Genomic DNA, 19079 nt, shown 5'->3' on the forward strand with positions numbered 1-19079 from the left:
AATCCGCATGAACCACGACCAGTCCCACGCCCTGTTCTCCCGCGCCCAGCAGCTGCTGCCGGGCGGCGTCAATTCGCCGGTACGCGCGTTCAAGTCAGTCGGTGGTGAACCGTTCTTCGTCGAGCGCGCCGACGGCGCCTACCTGTACGACGTCGATGGCAACCGCTACATCGACTACGTCGGTTCCTGGGGCCCGATGATCGTCGGCCACAACCATCCGGCCGTGCGCCAGGCGGTGAAGAAGGCGATCGACAACGGCCTGTCGTTCGGTGCGCCGTGCGCGGCCGAAGTCACCATGGCCGAGACCATCACCCGCCTGGTGCCGTCGTGCGAGATGGTGCGCATGGTCAACTCCGGCACCGAAGCCACGCTGTCGGCGATCCGGCTGGCGCGTGGTGCGACCGGCCGCAACCGCATCGTCAAGTTCGAAGGCTGCTACCACGGCCATGGCGACTCGTTCCTGGTCAAGGCCGGCAGCGGCATGCTGACCCTGGGCGTGCCGACCTCGCCGGGCGTCCCTGCCGGCCTGAGCGAACTGACCCTGACCCTGCCCTACAACGACTTCGAAGCGGCCACGGCGCTGTTCGAACAGCAGGGTAACGAGATCGCCGGCCTGATCATCGAACCGGTGGTCGGCAACGCCAACTGCATCCCGCCGCGCGAGGGTTACCTGCAGCACCTGCGCGAACTGTGCACGAAGCACGGCGCGCTGCTGATCTTCGACGAGGTGATGACCGGCTTCCGCGTCGCCCTCGGCGGTGCGCAGGCGCACTACGGCATCACCCCGGACCTGACCACCTTCGGCAAGATCATCGGCGGCGGCATGCCGGTGGGTGCCTACGGCGGCCGCCGCGAGCTGATGCAGCAGATCGCCCCGGCCGGCCCGATCTACCAGGCCGGCACGCTGAGCGGCAACCCGGTGGCGATGGCTGCTGGCCTGGCGATGCTGGAACTGATCCAGCAGCCGGGCTTCCACGCCGACCTGGCCGAGCGCACCGCGCGCCTGTGTGCCGGCCTGGAAGCGGCCGCCGCCGAAGCCGGCGTGGCAGTGACCACCACCCGCGTGGGTGCGATGTTTGGCCTGTTCTTCACCAGCGAGAAGGTGGAGACCTATGCGCAGGCCACATCCTGTGACATCCCGGCGTTCAACCGCTTCTTCCACGCGATGCTGGAACAGGGCGTGTTCCTTGCGCCGTCGGCATACGAGGCCGGGTTCCTCTCCAGCGCCCACGATGATGCCGTGATCGAGGCCACCCTGGCCGCTGCACGCGTGGCATTCAAGACCGCCAAGGGCTGAGCCCGCTCTGCACGAAAAAGGGGACGGAGGGGATCAAGTCGTTTGTGCACAAACGACTTGATCCCCTCCGTCCCCTTTTTCCATCCACTCAACCAAAGACGAATTTGCCCTTCATCATCGCGAAGTGGCCGGGGAACGAGCAGAAGAAGGTGTAGTCACCGCCCTTCTGCAGGCCCTGGGTAGAGAAGCGCACGCGCGTGGTCTCGCCGCCGCCGATCACTTTGGTGTGCGCCAGCACACGCTTGTCAGCCTTCGGCAGGTAACTGTCGGCCAGGGTCATGCGCATGCCCGCCATGGCCACCGGCTGGTAATCGGCGGTGCGGGTCAGCACCCAGTTGTGGCCCATCGCGGTGGCGGCGAGCTTGCCGGTGTGGCGCAGGGTCAGGTCCACGGCGGTGCAATCAGCGGCGACCTTGATCTCGCGACTGCTGAAGCTCATCTGGTCGGTGCTGTCGATGCTCACCGCACACACCCGCGCCATCGCCGACGGCGCCAGCACCAGCGCACCCAGCCCCACTGCCACCATCCAAGCCTTCATCATTGCGTCTCCTGCGGATTCAAGCGCCATTCTAGGCAGGCCCCCGCGTCCCCGTCTGCGACCGTCTGTCGCATGCCAACTCCAGGCTTTCCCGCGCACTCACTGCAGTGGCATGCTCGGGCGATGCGGATCGATCTGTTGCTGCTGGATGTAGATGGCGTCCTGGTGCAATACCAGCGCGCGCAGCGCGTGCTGCACCTGGCACAGGCACTGCGGGTTCCGACGCCGGCCGTGCAGGCCGCGCTGTATGACAGCGGGCTGGAAGCTGCGCATGACAATGGCACGCTGGACGGTCCGGCCTATCTGGCACGGCTGGGGGCGCTGCTGGGCAGAACCGTTGATGTGACGACATGGACCGCCGCGCGCCAGGCCGCCAGCCACCCGCAGTTTGCCGTGCTGCAGCGGCTGCAGGCCCTGCAGCTGCCAATGGCAGTACTGACCAACAACGGCGCGCTGATGGTGCAGGCGTTGCCCAGCCTGTTGCCGGATCTGTTTCCTGCCTTGCAGGGCCGCGTGTTCTGCAGCGCGGATTTTGGCCTGCGCAAGCCTGCGCCAGCAGTGTTTCTGCGCACGCTGGAAGCGCTGGGCGTGGCGCCTGCGCGAACGCTGTTCGTCGATGACCTGTTCGCCAATGTGCGTGGCGCGCGCGCTGCCGGCCTGCACGCGGAAACCGTGCGCGATGGCCGTGGGTTGGGCAAGGTGTTGAAGCGTTACGCCGTGAACTGATCGGGGCCAGAGCCCTCTCCGCAGGAGAGGGATCCGACCCCAGCGCCGGGGCTTCAGCGCGCTGCGATGAACGCTGCAATCGCCGCGCGAAGGCGCTTCAGCCCTTCGGCCACTTCTTCGTCGGTGATGTTCAGCGACGGCACGAAGCGCAGCACGTCCGGGCCGGCCTGCAGGGTCAGCAGGCCCTGCTCGGCGGCATGATCGAGGATCACACCGGCCTGGCCGGCGAAGTCCTTGCTGAGCACCGCGCCCAGCATCAGGCCGCGGCCACGCACATCGCTGAACACACCGAACTCATCGTTGATGCGGGCGAAGCCATCGCGCAGCGCCTTCGACTGGCGGCTGACGTTGGCGGCGATCTCCGCCGAGGCCAGCTTGCGCAGCGCCACGCGGGCCACCGCGGCAGCCAGCGGGTTGCCACCGAAGGTGGTGCCATGCGCGCCGAACTGCATGGTTTCGGCCACCTTCGGGCCAGCCAGCATCGCACCGATAGGGAAGCCGCCGCCCAGCGCCTTGGCCAGGGTGACCATGTCCGGCACCACATCGTCCTGCCAGTGCGCGAACAACGTGCCGGTACGGCCCATGCCGGCCTGGATCTCGTCCAGCACCAGCAGTGCGTTGTGCTGGTCGCACAGCTCGCGCACGCGCTTGAGGAAGCCGGACTTGGCCGGCATCACGCCGCCCTCTCCCTGGATCGGCTCCAGCATCACCGCAGCCACGTCGCCGGCGGCCATCGCGGTTTCCAGCTGGAGCTCATCGTTGAAATCGATGTAGCGGAAGCCACCGGGCAGCGGCTCGTAGCCTTCCTGGTACTTCGGCTGGGCGGTGGCGGTGACCGCGCCCATCGTGCGGCCGTGGAAGCTGCCACGGAAGGTGATGATCACCCGCTTGTCGGCCGGGCGACCCTGGCTGGAAGCCCACTTGCGGACCATCTTGATCGCCACTTCGTTGGCTTCGGCGCCGGAGTTGCACAGGAACACGCGCTCGGCGAAGCGGCTGGCCTTCACCAGCTCCTCGGCCAGGTGCAGCGGCGGTGCGCTGTAGAACACGTTGCTGGTGTGCCAGAGCTTGCCGGCCTGCTCGACCAGCGCGGCCACCAGGTCCGGATCATTGTGGCCCAGCCCGCACACGGCGATGCCGGCGGCCAGGTCGATGAACTCACGGCCCTGGCTGTCCCACACGCGGGCGCCCTGGCCTCGCTCCAGTACCACCTGGCGGGGCTTGTAGACCGGCAGGTAGTAGTGCGACAGGGAGATCAGCGGATCGGTAGCGGCGGTCATGGCAGTCGGCAGGGTTCAGGAACACCCATTCTCGCGCCGGAACCCCTGCGGCACAATGCGCCCATGCGACCGTTCTCCGCCCCCCAGCTGAACCCCGCCACCGAGACCGGCTGGCGCCGTCGGTGGTTCGACATCATCTACCGCCACGACTCGCGGCCCTCGCGCAATTTCGACCTGATCCTGGTGGTGGCGATCGTCGCCAGCATCCTGGTGGTGATGATCGACAGCGTGCAGCACCTGCATGCCGAGTGGTCCACGGGCCTGTACATCCTGGAATGGGGCTTCACGATCATCTTCACCGCCGAGTACCTGCTGCGGCTGGCGGTGGTCAAGCGACCGCTGCGTTACGCGGTGAGCATCTGGGGCATCATCGACCTGCTATCGATCCTGCCCGCCTACCTGTCGATGTTCATTCCAGGCGCGCAGAGCCTGCTGGTGGTGCGCGCACTGCGCATCCTGCGGGTGTTCCGCATCCTCAAGCTGACCCGCTACATCGAGGAAAGCGGCGTCCTCATGACCTCGCTGTGGCGCAGCCGGCGCAAGGTGCTGGTGTTCCTGTTCACGGTGATCACCATCACCATCATCGCCGGTGCGCTGATGTATGTGATCGAAGGACCGGAGCACGGCTTCACCAATATTCCAGCCAGCATGTACTGGGCGGTGGTGACCATGGCCACGGTCGGCTTCGGCGACATCGTGCCGCAGACCGTGCTCGGTCGCTTTGTCACCTCGGTGCTGATCCTGATCGGCTACAGCATCATCGCCGTGCCCACCGGCATCTACACCGCCGAACTGGCCAGCACCATGCGCGAAGCCGAACTGGCTGCGCGCCGTGACGCGCGCGGGTGCCCGCACTGCGGGCTGGAAGGCCACGAGCCGGATGCCCGGCATTGCCGCAAGTGCGGGGGTGAACTACCGGATGCATTCAGCCATTGAGGCACATGCCGGCCAGCGGCCGGCACTACCAAACCCGCAGGGTGCGTGCCGGGCGTGACCCGGCACTACCCTCGGTAGCTCCACGCCATGCGTGGATCCTCCTCAACGCATGCGGTTGCTGGTGGTCACCAGGTCGTTGTAGGCATCCAGAATCGTCGACTGCGCGCCCTCAGGATCGGTGGTGAGCCAGCTGCCCGACGCCTTGCGCTCGGCGGCCAACGCATCGGCGGTGATCGGCTTGCCCTGCTCCAGACGCTCGACACCGCGACCGGCGGTACGCACCAGCTTGTCGGCCGAACGCTGCACATGGCCCCACATCGGGTCATCCTTGCCGACACCGCTGTTCTGGATGTCCGTCACCAGCGCCTGGTAGTCGGCCAGCTGGCCGCGCAACGCCGCAACGTCCGGCGCGTCGCTCTGGAACGCCATCGCCAGCTGCTTGCCATCGCCGACAAGGCGCAGGTGGTAATAGGCCAGCGAGCGGCCTTCGCGTTCCTCGATCTGCTTCAGCTGCGCGGCGCGACGATCGTTCTCGTTCTTTTCCAGCGCCGCATCCATCGCTTCGCTGGCCTTGAAGAACTCGGCATAGGCCTGCATCAGCGGGGCATGCTGGCTGCGCATTCCTTCACCACCATCGCGGCGAAAGTCTTCGCGGGTGAAGTAGCCATCTGCGCGCTCGACCAAGGTGTTCAGTGCCTGGAACGCCTGCTGGTACTGCCGCGCGGGCGCATCCAGCGGCGTCGCGGGGCTCTTTGCCAGCGCATCGGTCAGCGGCTGGCCGCAGTACTCGACGCGGTGCGACAGCACCTTGCCGGGGGAGCGCGGCTGCGCTTCCTTGCCGGTTGGACCTGCCTTGGGATCCTTCATCCAGCCCGTGTAGGTCTGGAAACCTTCGTGGATGGGCTGTTCGACGCCGTTGTAGCACTCGATGTAGGCGTTGATCTTTTCCAACCCGGGATCGGCGACAGCCAGGCCCGCCGGGTTGTTGCAGCCGGCCAGCGCGCCGAGCAGGAGAACAGGAAGCAGGCGTGTGGATGCGTTCAAATCAGTTCCTTGCACCAGTGAAAACTGCAGGCATCTTCATGCATGGCGCGGGCGCGCGCTCCAGCACCTCGGGAAGGTGCTGGCATTCGGGGCTGCGGGACGCGTCATGTCGCAATCATCCTGCTCGATCGCGACAAAAATAACGTTGAGCTTCGCTACTGGCGGTTGCTCTGGAAAACCAGCGAGTTGTATTCCTGCATCAGCTTGTTGGCGGAGCCACGCGGCGCCATCGAGGGCGAATCCAGCATGCGTCGTTCGAAATCGCTGTAAGGCTTTTTCTCGCTGACGCGCTGCAGCCGCTCCTTGCCTTCGCGACGGAAGTTCTCGGCTTCACGCTCGAAGCTGTTCCAGTCCAGCTTGCCCGGCTCCTGATCAGCCACCTTCGCATGCGCTTCGTCGGAAATGCGGTTGAACGCATCCAGGCGCTCGCGCGCCTTGGCCTGATCGAAGTCATCCTCACTCATCAGATCCACGATGGCCTTGGCTTCCAGCATCATCGCCAGACGGTAGTACTCGCGCGTGCGCCCCTCGGCCTGTTCCAGTGCCTTGAGCTGCTCGCGCTGGGCAGCGTCGTTCTGGCGCTCCAGCTCGGCGTTGAACGTTTCGCTGGCAGCCACGAAGTCCTTGAAGGCGGCCATCAAGGGCGCGTGCAGTTGCTTGCCCCTGGCAAACTGGTCGTCTTCGTAGTCCTGGCGATCATAGTAGTCGTGCGCCTCCTTGCTGACCGGCACCAGCGCCTTCAGCGCCTGCTGATAATGGCTGGCAGCAGCATCGAGTTCGGCCAGCGCCGGCTTGGCAGCCATCGCCTCGGTCACCGGGCCATCGCACTGCTTCATGTCGTAATCGCTGATCTCGAACGGACCGTACACCTGGGTCTCGCGCCCGCTCGGGCCGGCCTCGACGTCCTTGATCCAGCGCGTGTAGGACTGGAGGCTGTCGTGCGTCTTCGAATCAAGCGTGTTGAAGCAGCCGATGTAGGCGTTGAGCTTGGCGGTCAACTGCTGCTGTGTGTCGGACGGGGCCGTGCTGGCGTCCGGCGTGCCGGAAGCAGCGGCGCCACCCGCAGCCGCGGGTGCCTTGCCGCCGCAGGCAGCCAGGACAATCGACAGCGAAGCGGCCAGCGCCGCGACGGAAAGCGTACGTGACATGGGTTCACGTCCTTGTTGAAAACGATTACAGCCGCGCATTCTAGCGCAGCAGGCCGAAGGTCGCAGCCCTCGGCCTCTGCCGGCGACGCGCGATCACTCCAGGAACAGATCCGGCAACAACGGACGCGATGGATCCACCGCGTAGCCCGAAAGATCGGTGATACCGGCCTGCGCCAGCACTTCGTCGTCGATCAGGAACTGGCCGTGGAAGCCGGCCGCTTCGCGCACCAGCACCGCATGCGCGGCGTCGGCCATGATCTGCGGCGTGCGGCAGCCGGCCGCATCCACGCCCGGAATCATGTTGATCGCATCAGTGGCGATCACGGTGCGCGGCCACAGCGCGTTCACCGCCACCCCCTGCGGACCGAACTCCGCGGACAGGCCGAGCGTGACGAAGCTCATGCCCATCTTCGCCAGCGTGTAGCCGGTATGCGCGCCCCACCACTTCGGCTCAAGGCTCGGCGGCGGTGCCAGGGTGAGGATGTGCGGGTTCGGCGCCTGCAGCAGATACGGCAGGCAGGCCTGCGCACACAGGAAACTGCCGCGCGAGTTGACCTGCTGCATCAGGTCGAAACGCTTCATCGGCGTATCCAGCGTGCCACGCAGCCAGATCGCACTGGCGTTGTTGATCAGGATGTCGATGCCACCGAAGGTGTCGACCGTGGCCGCAACTGCGGCCTGTACCTGCTCCTCCTCGCGGATGTCGCACTTCAGGGCCAGCCCTTGGCCCCCGGCCGCCGTAACGGCCTCGGCCGCGGTGTGGATGGTGCCCGGCAGCTTCGGGTTCGGCACCGACGACTTGGCCGCGATGGCCACGTTGGCGCCGTCGCGCGCAGCGCGCAGTGCGATGGCCAGGCCGATGCCACGCGAGGCACCGGTGATGAAAAGGGTTTTGCCCTGCAGACTGCCCACGTTCCACACTCCAGCGTATGCAATGAGCCGCTAGTATGCCGCGCCGACGCGGAGTTCACCCGGCCTTGACGATACTCGGGCCTCCAGTCAACGCACGAGGTCCACGCCATGCGCCGTTCCCGCCTGTTGCTGCCTGCCCTGGGGCTTGCCCTGCTGACCGCCTGCCAGGGCCGTTCGCCGGAACCGGGCAAGGAGCCACCTGCCGGTGACACGCCCAGCGCAGAGAAGGCCGCCGCCGACGGCAAGCTGCGCTGGAGCGAGGCCGTGGTGTGGGATGGCGACCTCAACGCCTGCCGCCAGGGCGAGAATGCGGCCACCCGCGAGTGCCTGCGCGATGCGATGCGCGCCGGTGGCGCCAGCGCCGATGCCATTGCTGCCGCCGAGCAGTTGTCCACCGGCGGTGAGCTGGCCTATGTGACGGCCTGGCACGAGAACGAAGGCCTGGGCATTGCCACGGTCGAGTATCCGTTCCGCGCCAACACCAACGAAGGCACCCGCCTGGTCGACGCCAGCGGCAAGCGCATCGATGTGGATGCCGTGCAATTGGACGACACCCTGCGTGCCGACCCCGCCGTGCAGGAACTGCTGAAGGCCAACCCGCAGGCCACGCCGTTCGCCCCGGCGCAGTCGGCCGGGGCCACGCCACTGGAGAATGGCGGCATCCGCGTGATGTATCGCACGCCACTGCGCGACTGCCACGCCTGCCCGGATGTGGGCCAGCTGCAGATCGCCTACGACTTCGACGCCAAGCGCAACTTCATCGGCCAGCAGGTGGTGCCGGCGACGCCGTAAGGTCACCGGCGTCTGTAGAGCCGAGCCATGCTCGGCTCATTGAATGCAGCCGAGCATGGCTCGGCTCCACATCATCGCCACTAGCAAGACCCTTCACTCGAATTCGCGAGAATCGTCCGCGACGTCCACCGGCTCTTCGAGGCCGGCCATCCGCACATCGTGCTTGTTTCCACCAGAACCCTTCATTGCCACCTCAGGCATAGCAGACCAAGCTTTCAATTCGAGGAGATATCAGCTCGGCACCGTCCCAGCGGATGTTTTCCAGCTCCAGCAGACGGTCGTTTGCGTCCGCATGAAGAATCGGCGTGAGTTCAGCACCATCTGCGTCCTGCATCTGCAGCTCGACGGGATACGCGTGCTGGCCTTGGTACGGAGGACGCTCATATCCGGAAATGACGAGTCCCACCCGAGCTCCACCAAGACCCATTTCCACGGCCGCTGCGAGAGCAAGGTCGGCGTGAAGCTGCGAGGCAGAGGCCTCAGGCAGATGAGATGCCACAGCCTCGATCAACTGCCTTTCAAAGCAGGAAACAGCACGCGTCGGATTGCTCATCGCATCGTTGATCTCAGGGTTGCTCCCGTACCGACTCACCGCGCCCCCCGGCCCTGCTTACATCGCGTTGGACTGGTGCTGGAGTGCCGCATGCAGAATCCACGTTTCAGTGACACTTGGCAATGACCGACGAGCATGTAATGGATCGCAAACTGCATCCACGCATGGCGTGGATCTACCGGTACGCCTGCACCTGCTTCCTCAGCAGATGCGGCACGATCAACCGATGCACCGGCGCGACCGGCAGCATGTACACGCGCCCGAACGCGTTGTGCGTATGCACCACCGTCGCCACCTCCAGCACGGCGCCCTGCCACTGCAGGGCCAGCTGCACACGCAGGTGGCGATCGTCGTCTTCCAGCACGATCGCATCGTCAGTCAGCGACTGCAGGGTGAAGATGCCCAGCCGCTGCCCGGGTTGAGGATCCGCAACATCCTGCACCGCACGCAATGAGCCCAGGTGCTTCATGCCGAGCAGGCGCATGCCGTGGTTGCGCAGCGCCATCAATCCGTCGAACCAGCCGGGAATGGTCGCGGCCATATCGCGATAGGCCTGCAAGGCCGAGCGTCCATCACGATGGGTCGTTGCCTGGCAGGCATGCACGAAGTCGGCGCCGGCCAGCTGTGGGCGCAGGACGCTGCCCGCGCTTGGCGGGCCGGTCACCACCTGCGCAGGGCTCACGGCTTCGGCCCCTGCCCCTCGTTGTCTTCCCAATGCAGGATGCGGCGGGTGACGAAGCGGTAGACCGGCTTGCCGGTGGCGAACCACAGTTCGCGCACCCACGAGGTGCGCTTGAGCACGCGCTTCTCCACCGGGGTGAGCGACTCGCGGCAATACATGCGCTTGTGCTTGAGTAGATGGCGCAGGTCCTCGCGGGCCAGCAGGCGCATCCAGCGCGAGCGCGGGTTGCCGATCACCGCCAGCTGGAAGTCGATCAATGCCGGGCGGCCATCGTCGGTCACCAGCCAGTTGGCTTCCTTGGCCAGATCATTGTGTGCCACGCCATTGCGATGCAGCTGCTGCAGCAGGCGACGCGCGGCGCGGAACCAGGCCAGGTCACCGCGTGGCGGACGCTGGTACATGGCATCACCGGCCATGAAGCTGCGGTCGAGATGACGGCCATCCCACGCCAGCAGCTGCGGCACATCGGCCATGCCGTGGATGTGGCGCAGCGCGCGCGCTTCACGGCGGGCCAGCCACCAGGCCGGCAGCCGCAGCCACAGCGGCGTGGCGCCCAGGTCACGGCGTACGAAGGGACCGGCAGGCCCGTCCACAAGGAGGATCCGACCGAAGCTGTCGGCCTTCAGGGCGTGCGAGGGCGTGTCTGGGGAATGCGGCATGTGCCCATTCTAGGCGATGGCGCCGGTTGCAAACGGTCACGAAGCGGCTGGGAACCAGTCACCTTCACGCCCCTATAATCGGGCAATGGACTCTTCATGGATCGACGCCACCCTTGCGTGGATTGCCGCTCACCCCGTGCTGGCGGGTGCCGTTATCTTCCTCATCGCCTTCTGCGATGCGGTGATCATTCTCGGTGCCATCGTGCCGGCCCTGCCGCTGCTGTTCGCGGTGGGCGTGTTCATCGGCCTGGGCCAGATCTCCGGGCCGTATGCGGTGGCGGCGGCGGCGCTGGGTGCGTTCGCCGGTGATGGCATCAGCTACTGGATCGGCCGCCGCTGGGGCGACCGCCTGCGTGGCGTGTGGCCGTTCAGCCGCTACCCGCAGCTGCTCGACCGCGGCGAGAACCTGTTCCGCCGCAATGCCTTCAAGAGCATCCTGATCGCACGCTACGTGGGCGCTATCCGCCCGTTCGTGCCGGCCATCGCCGGCATGATGAAGATGCCCGCCAGCCGCTATGTGCAGGCCAGCGGCATCGCCAGCATTTCCTGGGCGGTGCTGTTCCTGGCACCGGGCTGGATTCTCGGCGAGGCCTACGACGCGGTGGCTGCGGTGGCTGGGCGACTGGTGGTGGTGGTCGGCCTGCTGGCGGTGATCCTCGGCCTGGTCTGGGCCATCGTGCTGTACGGCTACCGCTGGTCGGCCGCACGCATGGATAACTGGCTGGCACGCCTGCTGGACTGGTCCAACCGCCACCCCACGCTGGGCCGTTATACCGTCGGTGTGCTGGACCCGAAGCGGCGCGAGTCGGTGCCGCTGGCGATGCTGGCGCTGATGCTGCTGGTGCTGGGCTGGGGCTGGTTCGCGCTGCTGACCGTGGTGGTCGCGCACGGCGAGCCACTGGCCATCGACCTGCTGGTGCACCAGGCCATGCTGGCGCTGCGCAACCCGCTGGCCGATTACCCGATGGCCGCGCTGGCTTCGCTGGGCGCCTGGCAGGTATTGCTGCCGGCCACTGCGGCGGCGATGGGCTACCTGGTCTGGCGCCGGCGCTGGATGGCGGCCGCGCACTGGCTGGCCGCGCTTGCGTTCGGCCTGGCGTTGACCATGCTGCTCGGCGCCACGGTGGATGTGGTGCGCCCGATCGATGCCAGCAGTGGCTTCGGCTTCCCGTCGGTGTCGGTGACCATGGCCACCATCACCTTCGGCTTCTTCGCGGTGCTGATCGCCCGTGAAATGCCCGGCCGCACCCGCGTCTGGCCGTACCTGGTGTCGGGCATCGTGGTGAGCCTGATCGGCTTCGCGCGCCTGTACCTGGGCGCGCACTGGCTGAGCGATGTGATCGGCGGCATGCTGTTCGGCACGTTCTGGCTGCTGGTGCTGGGCATCGCCTACCGCCGCCGCTTCAACCGCTCGTTCTGGGTGAAGCCGGTGGCGTGGCTGTTCTACGGCGTCTTCGCCGTCGCTGCGATGTGGTACGCACCGCGCCATATTCCGGTGAAGCTGGAACGCTTCGAGCCGACCCTGCCGGCACCGCAGGCGATGGACATGCAGGCCTGGTGGCAGCACGACTGGGCGACGCTGCCAGCGCGCCGCAACGAGTTCGACGACGACCAGCGCTGGCCGTTGGACGTGCAGGTGGCGGGCCCGCTGGCGCCGCTGCAGGCGCAGCTGGAAGCACGCGGCTGGAAGCGGCAGGAACAGGCCGGCTGGCAGGAAGCGCTGCTGATGCTGGACAAGAACACCGGCGCCGAGGAATTGCCGGTGCTGCCGGCCACGCTGGAAACGCGCGTGGAAGCGCTGCTGATGGTGCGCCAGGGTGCGAAGCCGGATGAGCGCTATGTGCTGCGCCTGTGGCCGGCGCCGGCCCAGCTGCAACCGGGCCACACGCCGCTGTGGCTGGGCAGCGCGCAGACCCTGCGCTACGAGCGCCATTTCGAGTGGATCGGCATGTGGCACCCGCTGCGTGGCGTCGACCCGGCGCTCAATGCAGTGAAGGAAGCCGTGCAGGACCTGCCGCAACGCGAGGCTGTGCACAGCGAAACCGGGTTGCCGGTGCTGCGGTTGAAGACCACCACGCCCTGACTGCAAGCGACGTACTGTGGAGCCGAGCCTACGCTCGGCTGCGCTTCGCGCGATCCGACCAGCCGAGCACGGGCTCGGCGATACAGTAGATCCACGCCATGCGTGGATGGCACTCCACGCACGCCCCAGCGTGTGCACCAAGGTGCACATCCACCTGAGGCAGGCGGCTACGGCATCCAGCCCAGCAACTGCTGCAGGCGCTGGTGCGGGTCGTCCATCTGCAGCAGCTGCAGGCGCTGCTGCTCGCTCAGCGGCAGCAGCTCGGCCAACCGCCAGCCGACCCAGCTGGCCTGGTCCAGCAACGCCGGGTTGGACGGCGCATAGGCCTCGCCGGCCTGTTCGATGATGTGCCCCAGTACCGTGGCCAGCAGCGCATGCTGTGGCCGAAGTTCGTCGTCAGGATCCTCCTCGCACCAGTGCACGTCGGCCACCACCAGGCCGTTGTCACGCACACGGGTGCGCTCGACATGGAAGCGACGGGTACCGCGCAGGCGCAGCTGCAGCACGCCATCGGCGCCGACATCGAAGTCTTCGATGCGTACCTGCACGCCGTAGGCCGCCGGTGTCGCTGGTGCGCCGACTTCCTCGCCATCGAGGATCAGGCAGACACCAAACCCCTCACCACTGCGGCCGCAGTCGCGGACCAAGTCCAGGTAGCGCCGCTCGAATACGCGCAGGCCCACCGCCGCGCCTGGCACCAGCGTGGTGTGCAGCGGAAACAGCGGCAGCGAGCTGTCGACGCTCATCGGGCCTGCAGCGCGGCGAGGAAGCGGCGCGGGGCGCCGTCGAAGCCGCCGTTGGACATGAACACTACGTGGTCGCCGCTGCGCGCGCTGGACTGCAACTGCGCGAGCAATGCGTCGGTATCCGGCACCGCGTGGGCTTCACCGCGCACCGCGGCGATCACCGCAGCGGCATTCCAGGCCAGTTCCGGGCGATGCAGGAACACCACTTCATCGGCCAGCGCCAGCGACGGGGCCAGCGCCTGCGCATGTGCGCCCAGCCGCATCGAGTTGCTGCGCGGCTCCATCGCGACCACGATGCGCGCATCGCCGACCTTGACACGCAGGCCTTCCAGCGTGGTGGCGATCGCGGTCGGGTGATGGGCGAAATCGTCGTAGACGGTGATGCCGCCATGGCCACCGATCACTTCCATGCGGCGCTTGACACTGCGGAATCGCGCCAGCGCCGGAATCACGTCGGCCGGTGCCACGCCCACCGCATGCGCGGCGGCCAGCGCGGCCAGTCCGTTGAGCACGTTGTGGCGGCCCAGCAGCGGCCACTGCACATCGCCCAGTGCCTGCCCACGATGGTGCACGCGGAACGCGCTGCCATCGGCGGTCAGCAGCTCGGCATACCATTCCAGCGACGGATCGAATCCGAAACGTTCGACCGGGGTCCAGCAGCCCATCGCCAGCACTTCGGCCAGGTGCTGATCCTCGCCATTGACGATCAGGCGGCCGCGCGCCGGCACCGTGCGCACCAGGTGGTGGAACTGGCGCTGGATCGCCGCCACGTCCGGGAAGATGTCGGCGTGGTCGTATTCAAGATTGTTGAGGATGGCCACCAGCGGCCGGTAGTGCACGAACTTGCTGCGCTTGTCGAAGAAGGCAGTGTCGTACTCATCGGCCTCGACCACGAACTCGCGGCCCTGGCCCAGGCGCGCGGAAACACCGAAGTCCTCGGCTACGCCGCCGATCAGGAAGCCGGGTGATCGCCCGGCGCTTTCCAGCAGCCAGGTAAGGATGGTGGTGGTGGTGGTCTTGCCATGGGTACCGGCGACGGCCAGCGTGTCGCGCCCCGGAAGCACCTGCTCGGACAACCACTGCGCACCGGAGATGTAGCGCTGGCCGGCGTCGAGCACGGCCTCCACGGCTGCGTTGCCGCGTGAGAGTGCGTTGCCGATCACCACCTCGTCGGTGCCGGCCGGCACGCTGTCGGCGCGGTAGCCCTGGTCCAGGGTGATACCCAGCTGTTCCAGCTGGGTCGACATTGGCGGGTAGATGGCCTGGTCGCTGCCACTGACCGAGTGGCCCAGTTCCCGCGCCAGGGCGGCCACGCCGCCCATGAAGGTGCCGGCGATTGCAAGGATATGTACGCTGCTCATGACCGAGGATTGTGACCGATGACGGCTGTATAGGGCCAATGTCCGATTCGGGGTAAGACAACCCCTACACGGGATGTGAGAAAACTCCAATCAGCTGTCAGGGAATTCCCGATAGCGATGTTCTGTGAACCCGGACACAATTCGAACTGCCAGCCGCAGTACCCGAACCGGTCCTACTCCCCAAGAGGCCATCCCCAAGGGAGCTCATGCTGCGGGGCCCTGAGCAAGCCCTTCGCTGGCGCCTATCAAACGACACAGGCCTGATCCTCGCGGACCAGGCCTGTGTTTTTTTGCGCCCGAAGCGCCGGAAGCGTACCGGCCCTTCCGGATCAGGCCTTGATCGCCGCCAGGATGCGGGCTTCGATCTCGTCCAGCTCACCGACGCCGTCAACGCGGGCCAAGGTGCCACGGCTGGCGTAGAAGTCGACCACCGGGGCGGTCTGGTCGTTGTAGACCTGCAGGCGCTGGCGCACCGCTTCCGGATTGTCATCGGCGCGGCCCTGCTCCTTGGCACGACCGGCGATGCGGTCGACCAGCAGCTCGGTGGCCACGTCCAGCTGCACCACGGCGTCCAGCGGCTGGCCGATCTTGGCCAGCAGGCCGTCCATCGCATTGGCCTGGGCCACATTGCGCGGGTAGCCATCGAGGATAAAGCCCTTGGCGACATCAGCCTGGGTCAGGCGCGACTCCAGCATGCCCAGCAGGATGTCGTCCGACACCAGGTTGCCGGCATCCATCACCGTCTTGGCCTGCTTGCCCAGCTCCGTGCCGGCGGCGATTTCCGCGCGCAGCATGTCACCGGTCGAAATGTGGGCGATCCCCAGCTTTTCCTTCAGGCGCGTCGCCTGTGTCCCCTTGCCCGAACCGGGCGGTCCCAACAGAACCAATCGCATTGACCTGACTCCAACGTGTTGAAAACAAAGAAGGTTCGCGTCCCGGACGGTCCGGTATCGCTGCACCGCAATAGCGCCACTTTACCGCATCCGGGTAATGTCCCTGCAATGTCCCCTCCCCCGAGCAGGTAGAAGCATGCGCAACGGTACTCTCCTTTATGCCCAGTCCGGCGGTGTCACCGCCGTCATCAATGCCACGGCGGCAGCGGTGATCGAGCAGGCCCGGGCCAAGGGCATCAAGGTCCTGGCTGCCCGCAACGGCATCCTTGGCGCCCTGCGCGAGGAGCTGATCGACACCAGCAAGGAGAGCGCCGCAGCCATCCGCGCGCTGGCCCATACCCCGGGCGGCGCCTTCGGCTCGTGCCGGGTCAAGCTGAAATCGCTGGACGCCGACCGTGCCCGCTACGACCGCCTGCTGGAGGTGCTGCGCGCGCATGACGTGCGCTGGTTCCTCTACAACGGTGGCAACGATTCGGCCGATACCGCGCTGAAGGTCTCGCAGCTGGCCAAGGCCTCCGGCTACGACCTGACCTGCATCGGCGTGCCCAAGACCATCGACAACGACCTGGCGGTGACCGACACCTGCCCCGGCTTCGGCTCGGCGGCCAAGTACACCGCCGTCTCGGTGCGCGAGGCGGCGCTGGACGTGGCGGCCATGGCCGAGACCTCCACCCGCGTCTTCATCTACGAGGCGATGGGCCGCCACGCCGGCTGGCTGGCCGCAGCCGCTGGCCTGGCCGGCAACGGCGATGACGAAGCACCGCACATCATCCTGCTGCCCGAGCGCGCCTACGATGAGGCCGCGTTCCTGGCCAAGGTGAAGGCCGTGGTCGAGCGCGTCGGCTACTGCGTGGTGGTGGCGTCGGAAGGCATCGCGACCGCCGATGGCCGCTTCGTCGCCGACGCCGGTGGCGGCAAGGATTCGTTCGGACATTCGCAGCTCGGCGGCGTAGCCGCGCACCTGGCCGGCCGCGTCAAGGATCAGCTGGGCCTGAAAGTGCATTGGGCATTGCCCGACTACCTGCAGCGCTCGGCCCGCCACCTGGCCAGCAGGACCGACTGGGAGCAGGCGCAGGCGGTCGGCAAGGCCGCCGTGCAGCTGGCGCTGAAGGGTCAGAACGGCGTGATGCCGGTGATCGTGCGCAGCAGCGATGCGCCCTACCGCTGGAAGATCGAAGCAGCGCCGCTGTCGAAGATCGCCAACCACGAGAAGAAGATGCCGGCCGGCTTCATCCGCCGCGATGGCTTCGGCATCACCGCCAAGGCGCGTGCCTACCTGTCGCCGTTGATCAAAGGCGAAGCCCCGCTGCCGTATGGCACCGATGGCCTGCCGAAGTACGTCACCCTGAAGAACGTGGCGGTGAAGCAGAAGCTGCCGGCCTTCGAGGGCTGAGGTGCACCCGCGCCCAGTGTGGAGAGCACAGGGCGCATTGCGGCGGCCGACGAAGCGCCTCACAATCGGGGTCCGGCCCGGGGCAAAGGGGCCGCCGCAAGCCAGATTCGACGCTGCCCGGCCTTCAAGGCCCGGGCCTGTGCTGCCATTTCACAAGGACTGTAACCATGAAGCACCCGATCCTGATCGCCGCGCTGCTGTGCGGTGCTGCCGCGCCGGCCTTCGCTGCGACCTGCGAAAGCAACTTCCAGAAGAAGGGCAATCCCTTCGTCGGCACCACCTTCACTTCATCGGTCACCCACCCGGACCTGACCGTGGCCAGCGCCATCGGCCAGATGCGGGTGATCGCCAAAAACGCCAACATGGACGTCCTCAGCGAGGACGTGGAAGGTGGCTCGATGCTGATCGAAGAGCCGGAATCCATGGCCCACAAGCCGATTCCGATGATCATCAGTGCCACCTCCGAAGGCGGCCAGGGCACCGTCGGCATGGTGGTGAAGGTCAACAAGGGCGCCATCGCCTCGGCCGACGGCGTGCGCGAAGAAATGTGCAAGCTGCTCAACCAGATCAAGCCGGGCAAGGCTGGCGAACAGGCGGCCAAGGCGACTCCGCAGGCGTCGGTGGTAACGATTGCCGCCGACCGTTTCGGCTTCCAGCTGCGCAACCAGAACAAGGACAACCCGGCCGCAGTCGAGCCGCGCTACAAGGGCAAGACCTACGCCATTACCGGCCGCATCACCACCGTCCTGCGCAGTGGCGGCACCTACAACACCAGCTTCGACCTGCCCAGCGATGGCAGCATCGACTTTGAACGCGTGGCCATTTCCTGCTCGTTCGCAGCCAACCAGGCCGCGTATGCGCTGGCCCTGCGTCCGCGCGAGAAGGTGACGCTGACCGGCGTGGTCGACAGCTACGACCAGATTGGTCGTGTGTTGTGGCTGAAGGACTGCCGCGGCAATTGATCGCTGCCGGCATGGGGAAAGGCCCGGGTGCGCAAGCGCCCGGGCCTTTTCGTTTCCACAACGGTTCACGCCTGGCGCACGTGCGTCACAGCATGATGGATGCCCCGCCTGGAGATCACCATGGCACTGCGTGTTGTTCGACTGGGTACGCCGCGCCACCCCAGCGAAGGGCTGCGTATCGGCACCGTTCGGCGCCCGCCGCGCGGCGTACCACGCAGCGAATTCGCCAGACAGGACTGGTACGACGTCTGGTTCCCGACCCTGTCACCCAGCGCGGAACTGGTGAAGCAGGCGCACGAAGCGAAAACCGCGGCCGACTGGAATGCATTCTTCCGCCACTACAAGGCCGAGATGAAGGCGCCGGATGCGGCCCACGCGCTGGATCTTCTGGCCGCGATGTCACAGCACAGCGACATCAGCGTGGGCTGTTACTGCGAGAATGAAGCGCGCTGCCACCGCACGGCGCTGCGCGAGCTGCTGGTGGCGCGCGGGGCGACGCTGGCGGAGTGACGATTGCAGGGTTGCCGGCCAGCGGCCGGCACGACCGAGTACCGTGCCGGATGGCCTCAATTGCAGGCCTTGCCTTCCATCTGCAGCTGCGCGGCGAACATCGTCACCTGCGGAATCTGACCGGCCGCAGCCAGCTTCTTCGCTTCTTCCAGGTAGATGCGCGACTGGCCCTGCCCATCCAGCTCGACCTTGTTGCTCGATGGCAGGCGCCACACCCGCACCACGGCCTGCTGCGCCGGACACGCGGCATTGGGCACGCGGATTACATCGTTGAGCTTCCAGCCCTTGTCGGCACTCGGCTGTGCCTTGGTGTAATCGACGAAACGCGCGCGCGGCTGGCACTGCTCGCTGGTACGCACGGCGGAGAAGCGGTACGGCGCAGCGGCGTCGCCGGTGAACGCACCTTCCAGGCGCGCGCAGGCTTCGGGGATCTGGCGCAGGGTATGCACCGCGCCCACCGCCTGGGGGGCACCCACGGCGCGCTGCAGCTCCGGGGTTTCCGCGGCGAGTGCCGGCATGGCCGGGACCAGGGCGGCAAGCATCAACAGGGACAGGCGCATGGGG

General features: G+C 66.7%; 20 protein-coding genes. 8 read left to right on the top strand and 12 right to left on the bottom strand.

Features of this window, described 5'->3' with window-relative positions:
- Window positions 1-7 precede the first annotated feature (7 nt).
- Window positions 8-1297, top strand: a complete 1290-nt coding sequence (gene hemL / locus B9Y82_RS14815; RefSeq protein ID WP_100473814.1) for a glutamate-1-semialdehyde 2,1-aminomutase — start codon at window positions 8-10, stop codon at window positions 1295-1297.
- Between the two features lie 88 nt (window positions 1298-1385).
- Here hemL and azu read toward each other — a convergent pair whose 3' ends face one another.
- Window positions 1386-1835 (bottom strand): azurin, encoded by a 450-nt coding sequence (azu, locus tag B9Y82_RS14820; RefSeq protein WP_100475245.1) that lies wholly within the window; start codon window positions 1833-1835, stop codon window positions 1386-1388.
- Between the two features lie 123 nt (window positions 1836-1958).
- On the opposite strand from azu, the gene B9Y82_RS14825 reads away from it, so the two are divergent.
- Window positions 1959-2561, top strand: a complete 603-nt coding sequence (locus B9Y82_RS14825; protein WP_100473815.1) for an HAD-IA family hydrolase — start codon at window positions 1959-1961, stop codon at window positions 2559-2561.
- A 53-nt stretch (window positions 2562-2614) separates the two neighbouring features.
- Here the strand turns inward: B9Y82_RS14825 and B9Y82_RS14830 are convergent, their stop codons facing one another.
- Window positions 2615-3841 carry an acetylornithine transaminase gene (locus tag B9Y82_RS14830; RefSeq protein ID WP_100473816.1) on the bottom strand — a complete coding sequence of 409 codons (1227 nt, stop codon included), beginning with the start codon at window positions 3839-3841 and terminating at the stop codon, window positions 2615-2617.
- Between the two features lie 63 nt (window positions 3842-3904).
- On the opposite strand from B9Y82_RS14830, the gene B9Y82_RS14835 reads away from it, so the two are divergent.
- Entirely contained in the window at window positions 3905-4777 is an 873-nt protein-coding gene (locus tag B9Y82_RS14835; RefSeq protein WP_049413719.1) for an ion transporter, read from the top strand.
- Window positions 4778-4879: 102 nt separating this feature from the next.
- Here B9Y82_RS14835 and B9Y82_RS14840 read toward each other — a convergent pair whose 3' ends face one another.
- From B9Y82_RS14840 to B9Y82_RS14850, 3 genes are all read right to left on the bottom strand, one after another.
- Window positions 4880-5821, bottom strand: coding sequence for a YiiG family protein (locus B9Y82_RS14840; RefSeq protein WP_100473817.1), 942 nt, complete (start codon window positions 5819-5821; stop codon window positions 4880-4882).
- Window positions 5822-5976: 155 nt separating this feature from the next.
- On the bottom strand, window positions 5977-6969 hold the full coding sequence (locus B9Y82_RS14845) for a YiiG family protein (protein WP_100473818.1): 993 nt from the start codon (window positions 6967-6969) through the stop codon (window positions 5977-5979).
- A gap of 93 nt (window positions 6970-7062) precedes the next feature.
- A complete protein-coding gene (locus tag B9Y82_RS14850) occupies window positions 7063-7881 on the bottom strand; it encodes an SDR family oxidoreductase (RefSeq protein ID WP_100473819.1) in 819 nt (272 codons plus the stop codon).
- A 108-nt stretch (window positions 7882-7989) separates the two neighbouring features.
- Between B9Y82_RS14850 and B9Y82_RS14855 the strand changes: the two genes are divergently transcribed.
- Window positions 7990-8673 carry a hypothetical protein gene (locus B9Y82_RS14855; protein WP_100473820.1) on the top strand — a complete coding sequence of 228 codons (684 nt, stop codon included), beginning with the start codon at window positions 7990-7992 and terminating at the stop codon, window positions 8671-8673.
- 193 nt (window positions 8674-8866) lie between these two features.
- Here B9Y82_RS14855 and B9Y82_RS14860 read toward each other — a convergent pair whose 3' ends face one another.
- The 3 genes from B9Y82_RS14860 to B9Y82_RS14870 all read right to left on the bottom strand — a co-directional run bounded on the left by B9Y82_RS14860 (window position 8867) and on the right by B9Y82_RS14870 (window position 10567).
- Complete coding sequence (locus tag B9Y82_RS14860) at window positions 8867-9226, bottom strand: DUF6984 family protein (RefSeq protein WP_157804645.1); 360 nt, start codon at window positions 9224-9226, stop codon at window positions 8867-8869.
- 175 nt (window positions 9227-9401) lie between these two features.
- The gene (locus B9Y82_RS14865) at window positions 9402-9908 is read right to left on the bottom strand and encodes a DUF2867 domain-containing protein (protein ID WP_100473822.1); all 507 of its coding nucleotides are present in this window, start codon (window positions 9906-9908) and stop codon (window positions 9402-9404) included.
- Window positions 9905-10567, bottom strand: a complete 663-nt coding sequence (locus tag B9Y82_RS14870) for a serine/threonine-protein kinase (RefSeq protein ID WP_100473823.1) — start codon at window positions 10565-10567, stop codon at window positions 9905-9907. The genes B9Y82_RS14865 and B9Y82_RS14870 overlap by 4 nt, the downstream gene beginning before the upstream one ends.
- A gap of 85 nt (window positions 10568-10652) precedes the next feature.
- Between B9Y82_RS14870 and B9Y82_RS14875 the strand changes: the two genes are divergently transcribed.
- Window positions 10653-12650 (top strand): bifunctional DedA family/phosphatase PAP2 family protein, encoded by a 1998-nt coding sequence (locus B9Y82_RS14875; RefSeq protein ID WP_100473824.1) that lies wholly within the window; start codon window positions 10653-10655, stop codon window positions 12648-12650.
- Between the two features lie 167 nt (window positions 12651-12817).
- Here B9Y82_RS14875 and B9Y82_RS14880 read toward each other — a convergent pair whose 3' ends face one another.
- The 3 genes from B9Y82_RS14880 to B9Y82_RS14890 all read right to left on the bottom strand — a co-directional run bounded on the left by B9Y82_RS14880 (window position 12818) and on the right by B9Y82_RS14890 (window position 15650).
- On the bottom strand, window positions 12818-13396 hold the full coding sequence (locus tag B9Y82_RS14880) for an LON peptidase substrate-binding domain-containing protein (RefSeq protein WP_100473825.1): 579 nt from the start codon (window positions 13394-13396) through the stop codon (window positions 12818-12820).
- Window positions 13393-14757: a UDP-N-acetylmuramate:L-alanyl-gamma-D-glutamyl-meso-diaminopimelate ligase gene (mpl, locus tag B9Y82_RS14885; protein WP_100473826.1), complete on the bottom strand. Its 1365-nt coding sequence runs from the start codon at window positions 14755-14757 to the stop codon at window positions 13393-13395. The genes B9Y82_RS14880 and mpl overlap by 4 nt, the downstream gene beginning before the upstream one ends.
- A gap of 329 nt (window positions 14758-15086) precedes the next feature.
- Complete coding sequence (locus B9Y82_RS14890; protein WP_100473827.1) at window positions 15087-15650, bottom strand: adenylate kinase; 564 nt, start codon at window positions 15648-15650, stop codon at window positions 15087-15089.
- Window positions 15651-15786: 136 nt separating this feature from the next.
- On the opposite strand from B9Y82_RS14890, the gene B9Y82_RS14895 reads away from it, so the two are divergent.
- The 3 genes from B9Y82_RS14895 to B9Y82_RS14905 all read left to right on the top strand — a co-directional run bounded on the left by B9Y82_RS14895 (window position 15787) and on the right by B9Y82_RS14905 (window position 18515).
- Window positions 15787-17043 (top strand): 6-phosphofructokinase, encoded by a 1257-nt coding sequence (locus B9Y82_RS14895; protein WP_100473828.1) that lies wholly within the window; start codon window positions 15787-15789, stop codon window positions 17041-17043.
- A 167-nt stretch (window positions 17044-17210) separates the two neighbouring features.
- On the top strand, window positions 17211-18005 hold the full coding sequence (locus B9Y82_RS14900; RefSeq protein ID WP_019338785.1) for a hypothetical protein: 795 nt from the start codon (window positions 17211-17213) through the stop codon (window positions 18003-18005).
- Between the two features lie 120 nt (window positions 18006-18125).
- The gene (locus B9Y82_RS14905; RefSeq protein ID WP_100475246.1) at window positions 18126-18515 is read left to right on the top strand and encodes a DUF488 domain-containing protein; all 390 of its coding nucleotides are present in this window, start codon (window positions 18126-18128) and stop codon (window positions 18513-18515) included.
- A gap of 56 nt (window positions 18516-18571) precedes the next feature.
- On the opposite strand, the gene B9Y82_RS14910 is transcribed toward B9Y82_RS14905, so the two are convergent.
- A complete protein-coding gene (locus B9Y82_RS14910; RefSeq protein ID WP_100473829.1) occupies window positions 18572-19075 on the bottom strand; it encodes a hypothetical protein in 504 nt (167 codons plus the stop codon).
- Window positions 19076-19079 lie beyond the last annotated feature (4 nt).

This window comes from Stenotrophomonas maltophilia (assembly GCF_002799155.1).
GTDB lineage: Bacteria > Pseudomonadota > Gammaproteobacteria > Xanthomonadales > Xanthomonadaceae > Stenotrophomonas > Stenotrophomonas maltophilia_R.

Coding starts and splice junctions, on each gene's coding strand:
- hemL (WP_100473814.1), top strand. CDS start 8: ATGAACCACGACCAGTCCCACGCCCTGTTCTCCCGCGCCCAGCAGCTG.
- B9Y82_RS14870 (WP_100473823.1), bottom strand. CDS start 10,567: ATGCCGCATTCCCCAGACACGCCCTCGCACGCCCTGAAGGCCGACAGC.
- B9Y82_RS14845 (WP_100473818.1), bottom strand. CDS start 6,969: ATGTCACGTACGCTTTCCGTCGCGGCGCTGGCCGCTTCGCTGTCGATT.
- B9Y82_RS14910 (WP_100473829.1), bottom strand. CDS start 19,075: ATGCGCCTGTCCCTGTTGATGCTTGCCGCCCTGGTCCCGGCCATGCCG.
- B9Y82_RS14835 (WP_049413719.1), top strand. CDS start 3,905: ATGCGACCGTTCTCCGCCCCCCAGCTGAACCCCGCCACCGAGACCGGC.
- B9Y82_RS14900 (WP_019338785.1), top strand. CDS start 17,211: ATGAAGCACCCGATCCTGATCGCCGCGCTGCTGTGCGGTGCTGCCGCG.
- B9Y82_RS14875 (WP_100473824.1), top strand. CDS start 10,653: ATGGACTCTTCATGGATCGACGCCACCCTTGCGTGGATTGCCGCTCAC.
- B9Y82_RS14825 (WP_100473815.1), top strand. CDS start 1,959: ATGCGGATCGATCTGTTGCTGCTGGATGTAGATGGCGTCCTGGTGCAA.
- mpl (WP_100473826.1), bottom strand. CDS start 14,757: ATGAGCAGCGTACATATCCTTGCAATCGCCGGCACCTTCATGGGCGGC.
- B9Y82_RS14855 (WP_100473820.1), top strand. CDS start 7,990: ATGCGCCGTTCCCGCCTGTTGCTGCCTGCCCTGGGGCTTGCCCTGCTG.
- B9Y82_RS14880 (WP_100473825.1), bottom strand. CDS start 13,396: ATGAGCGTCGACAGCTCGCTGCCGCTGTTTCCGCTGCACACCACGCTG.
- B9Y82_RS14830 (WP_100473816.1), bottom strand. CDS start 3,841: ATGACCGCCGCTACCGATCCGCTGATCTCCCTGTCGCACTACTACCTG.
- B9Y82_RS14860 (WP_157804645.1), bottom strand. CDS start 9,226: ATGAGCAATCCGACGCGTGCTGTTTCCTGCTTTGAAAGGCAGTTGATC.
- B9Y82_RS14905 (WP_100475246.1), top strand. CDS start 18,126: ATGGCACTGCGTGTTGTTCGACTGGGTACGCCGCGCCACCCCAGCGAA.
- azu (WP_100475245.1), bottom strand. CDS start 1,835: ATGAAGGCTTGGATGGTGGCAGTGGGGCTGGGTGCGCTGGTGCTGGCG.
- B9Y82_RS14895 (WP_100473828.1), top strand. CDS start 15,787: ATGCGCAACGGTACTCTCCTTTATGCCCAGTCCGGCGGTGTCACCGCC.
- B9Y82_RS14890 (WP_100473827.1), bottom strand. CDS start 15,650: ATGCGATTGGTTCTGTTGGGACCGCCCGGTTCGGGCAAGGGGACACAG.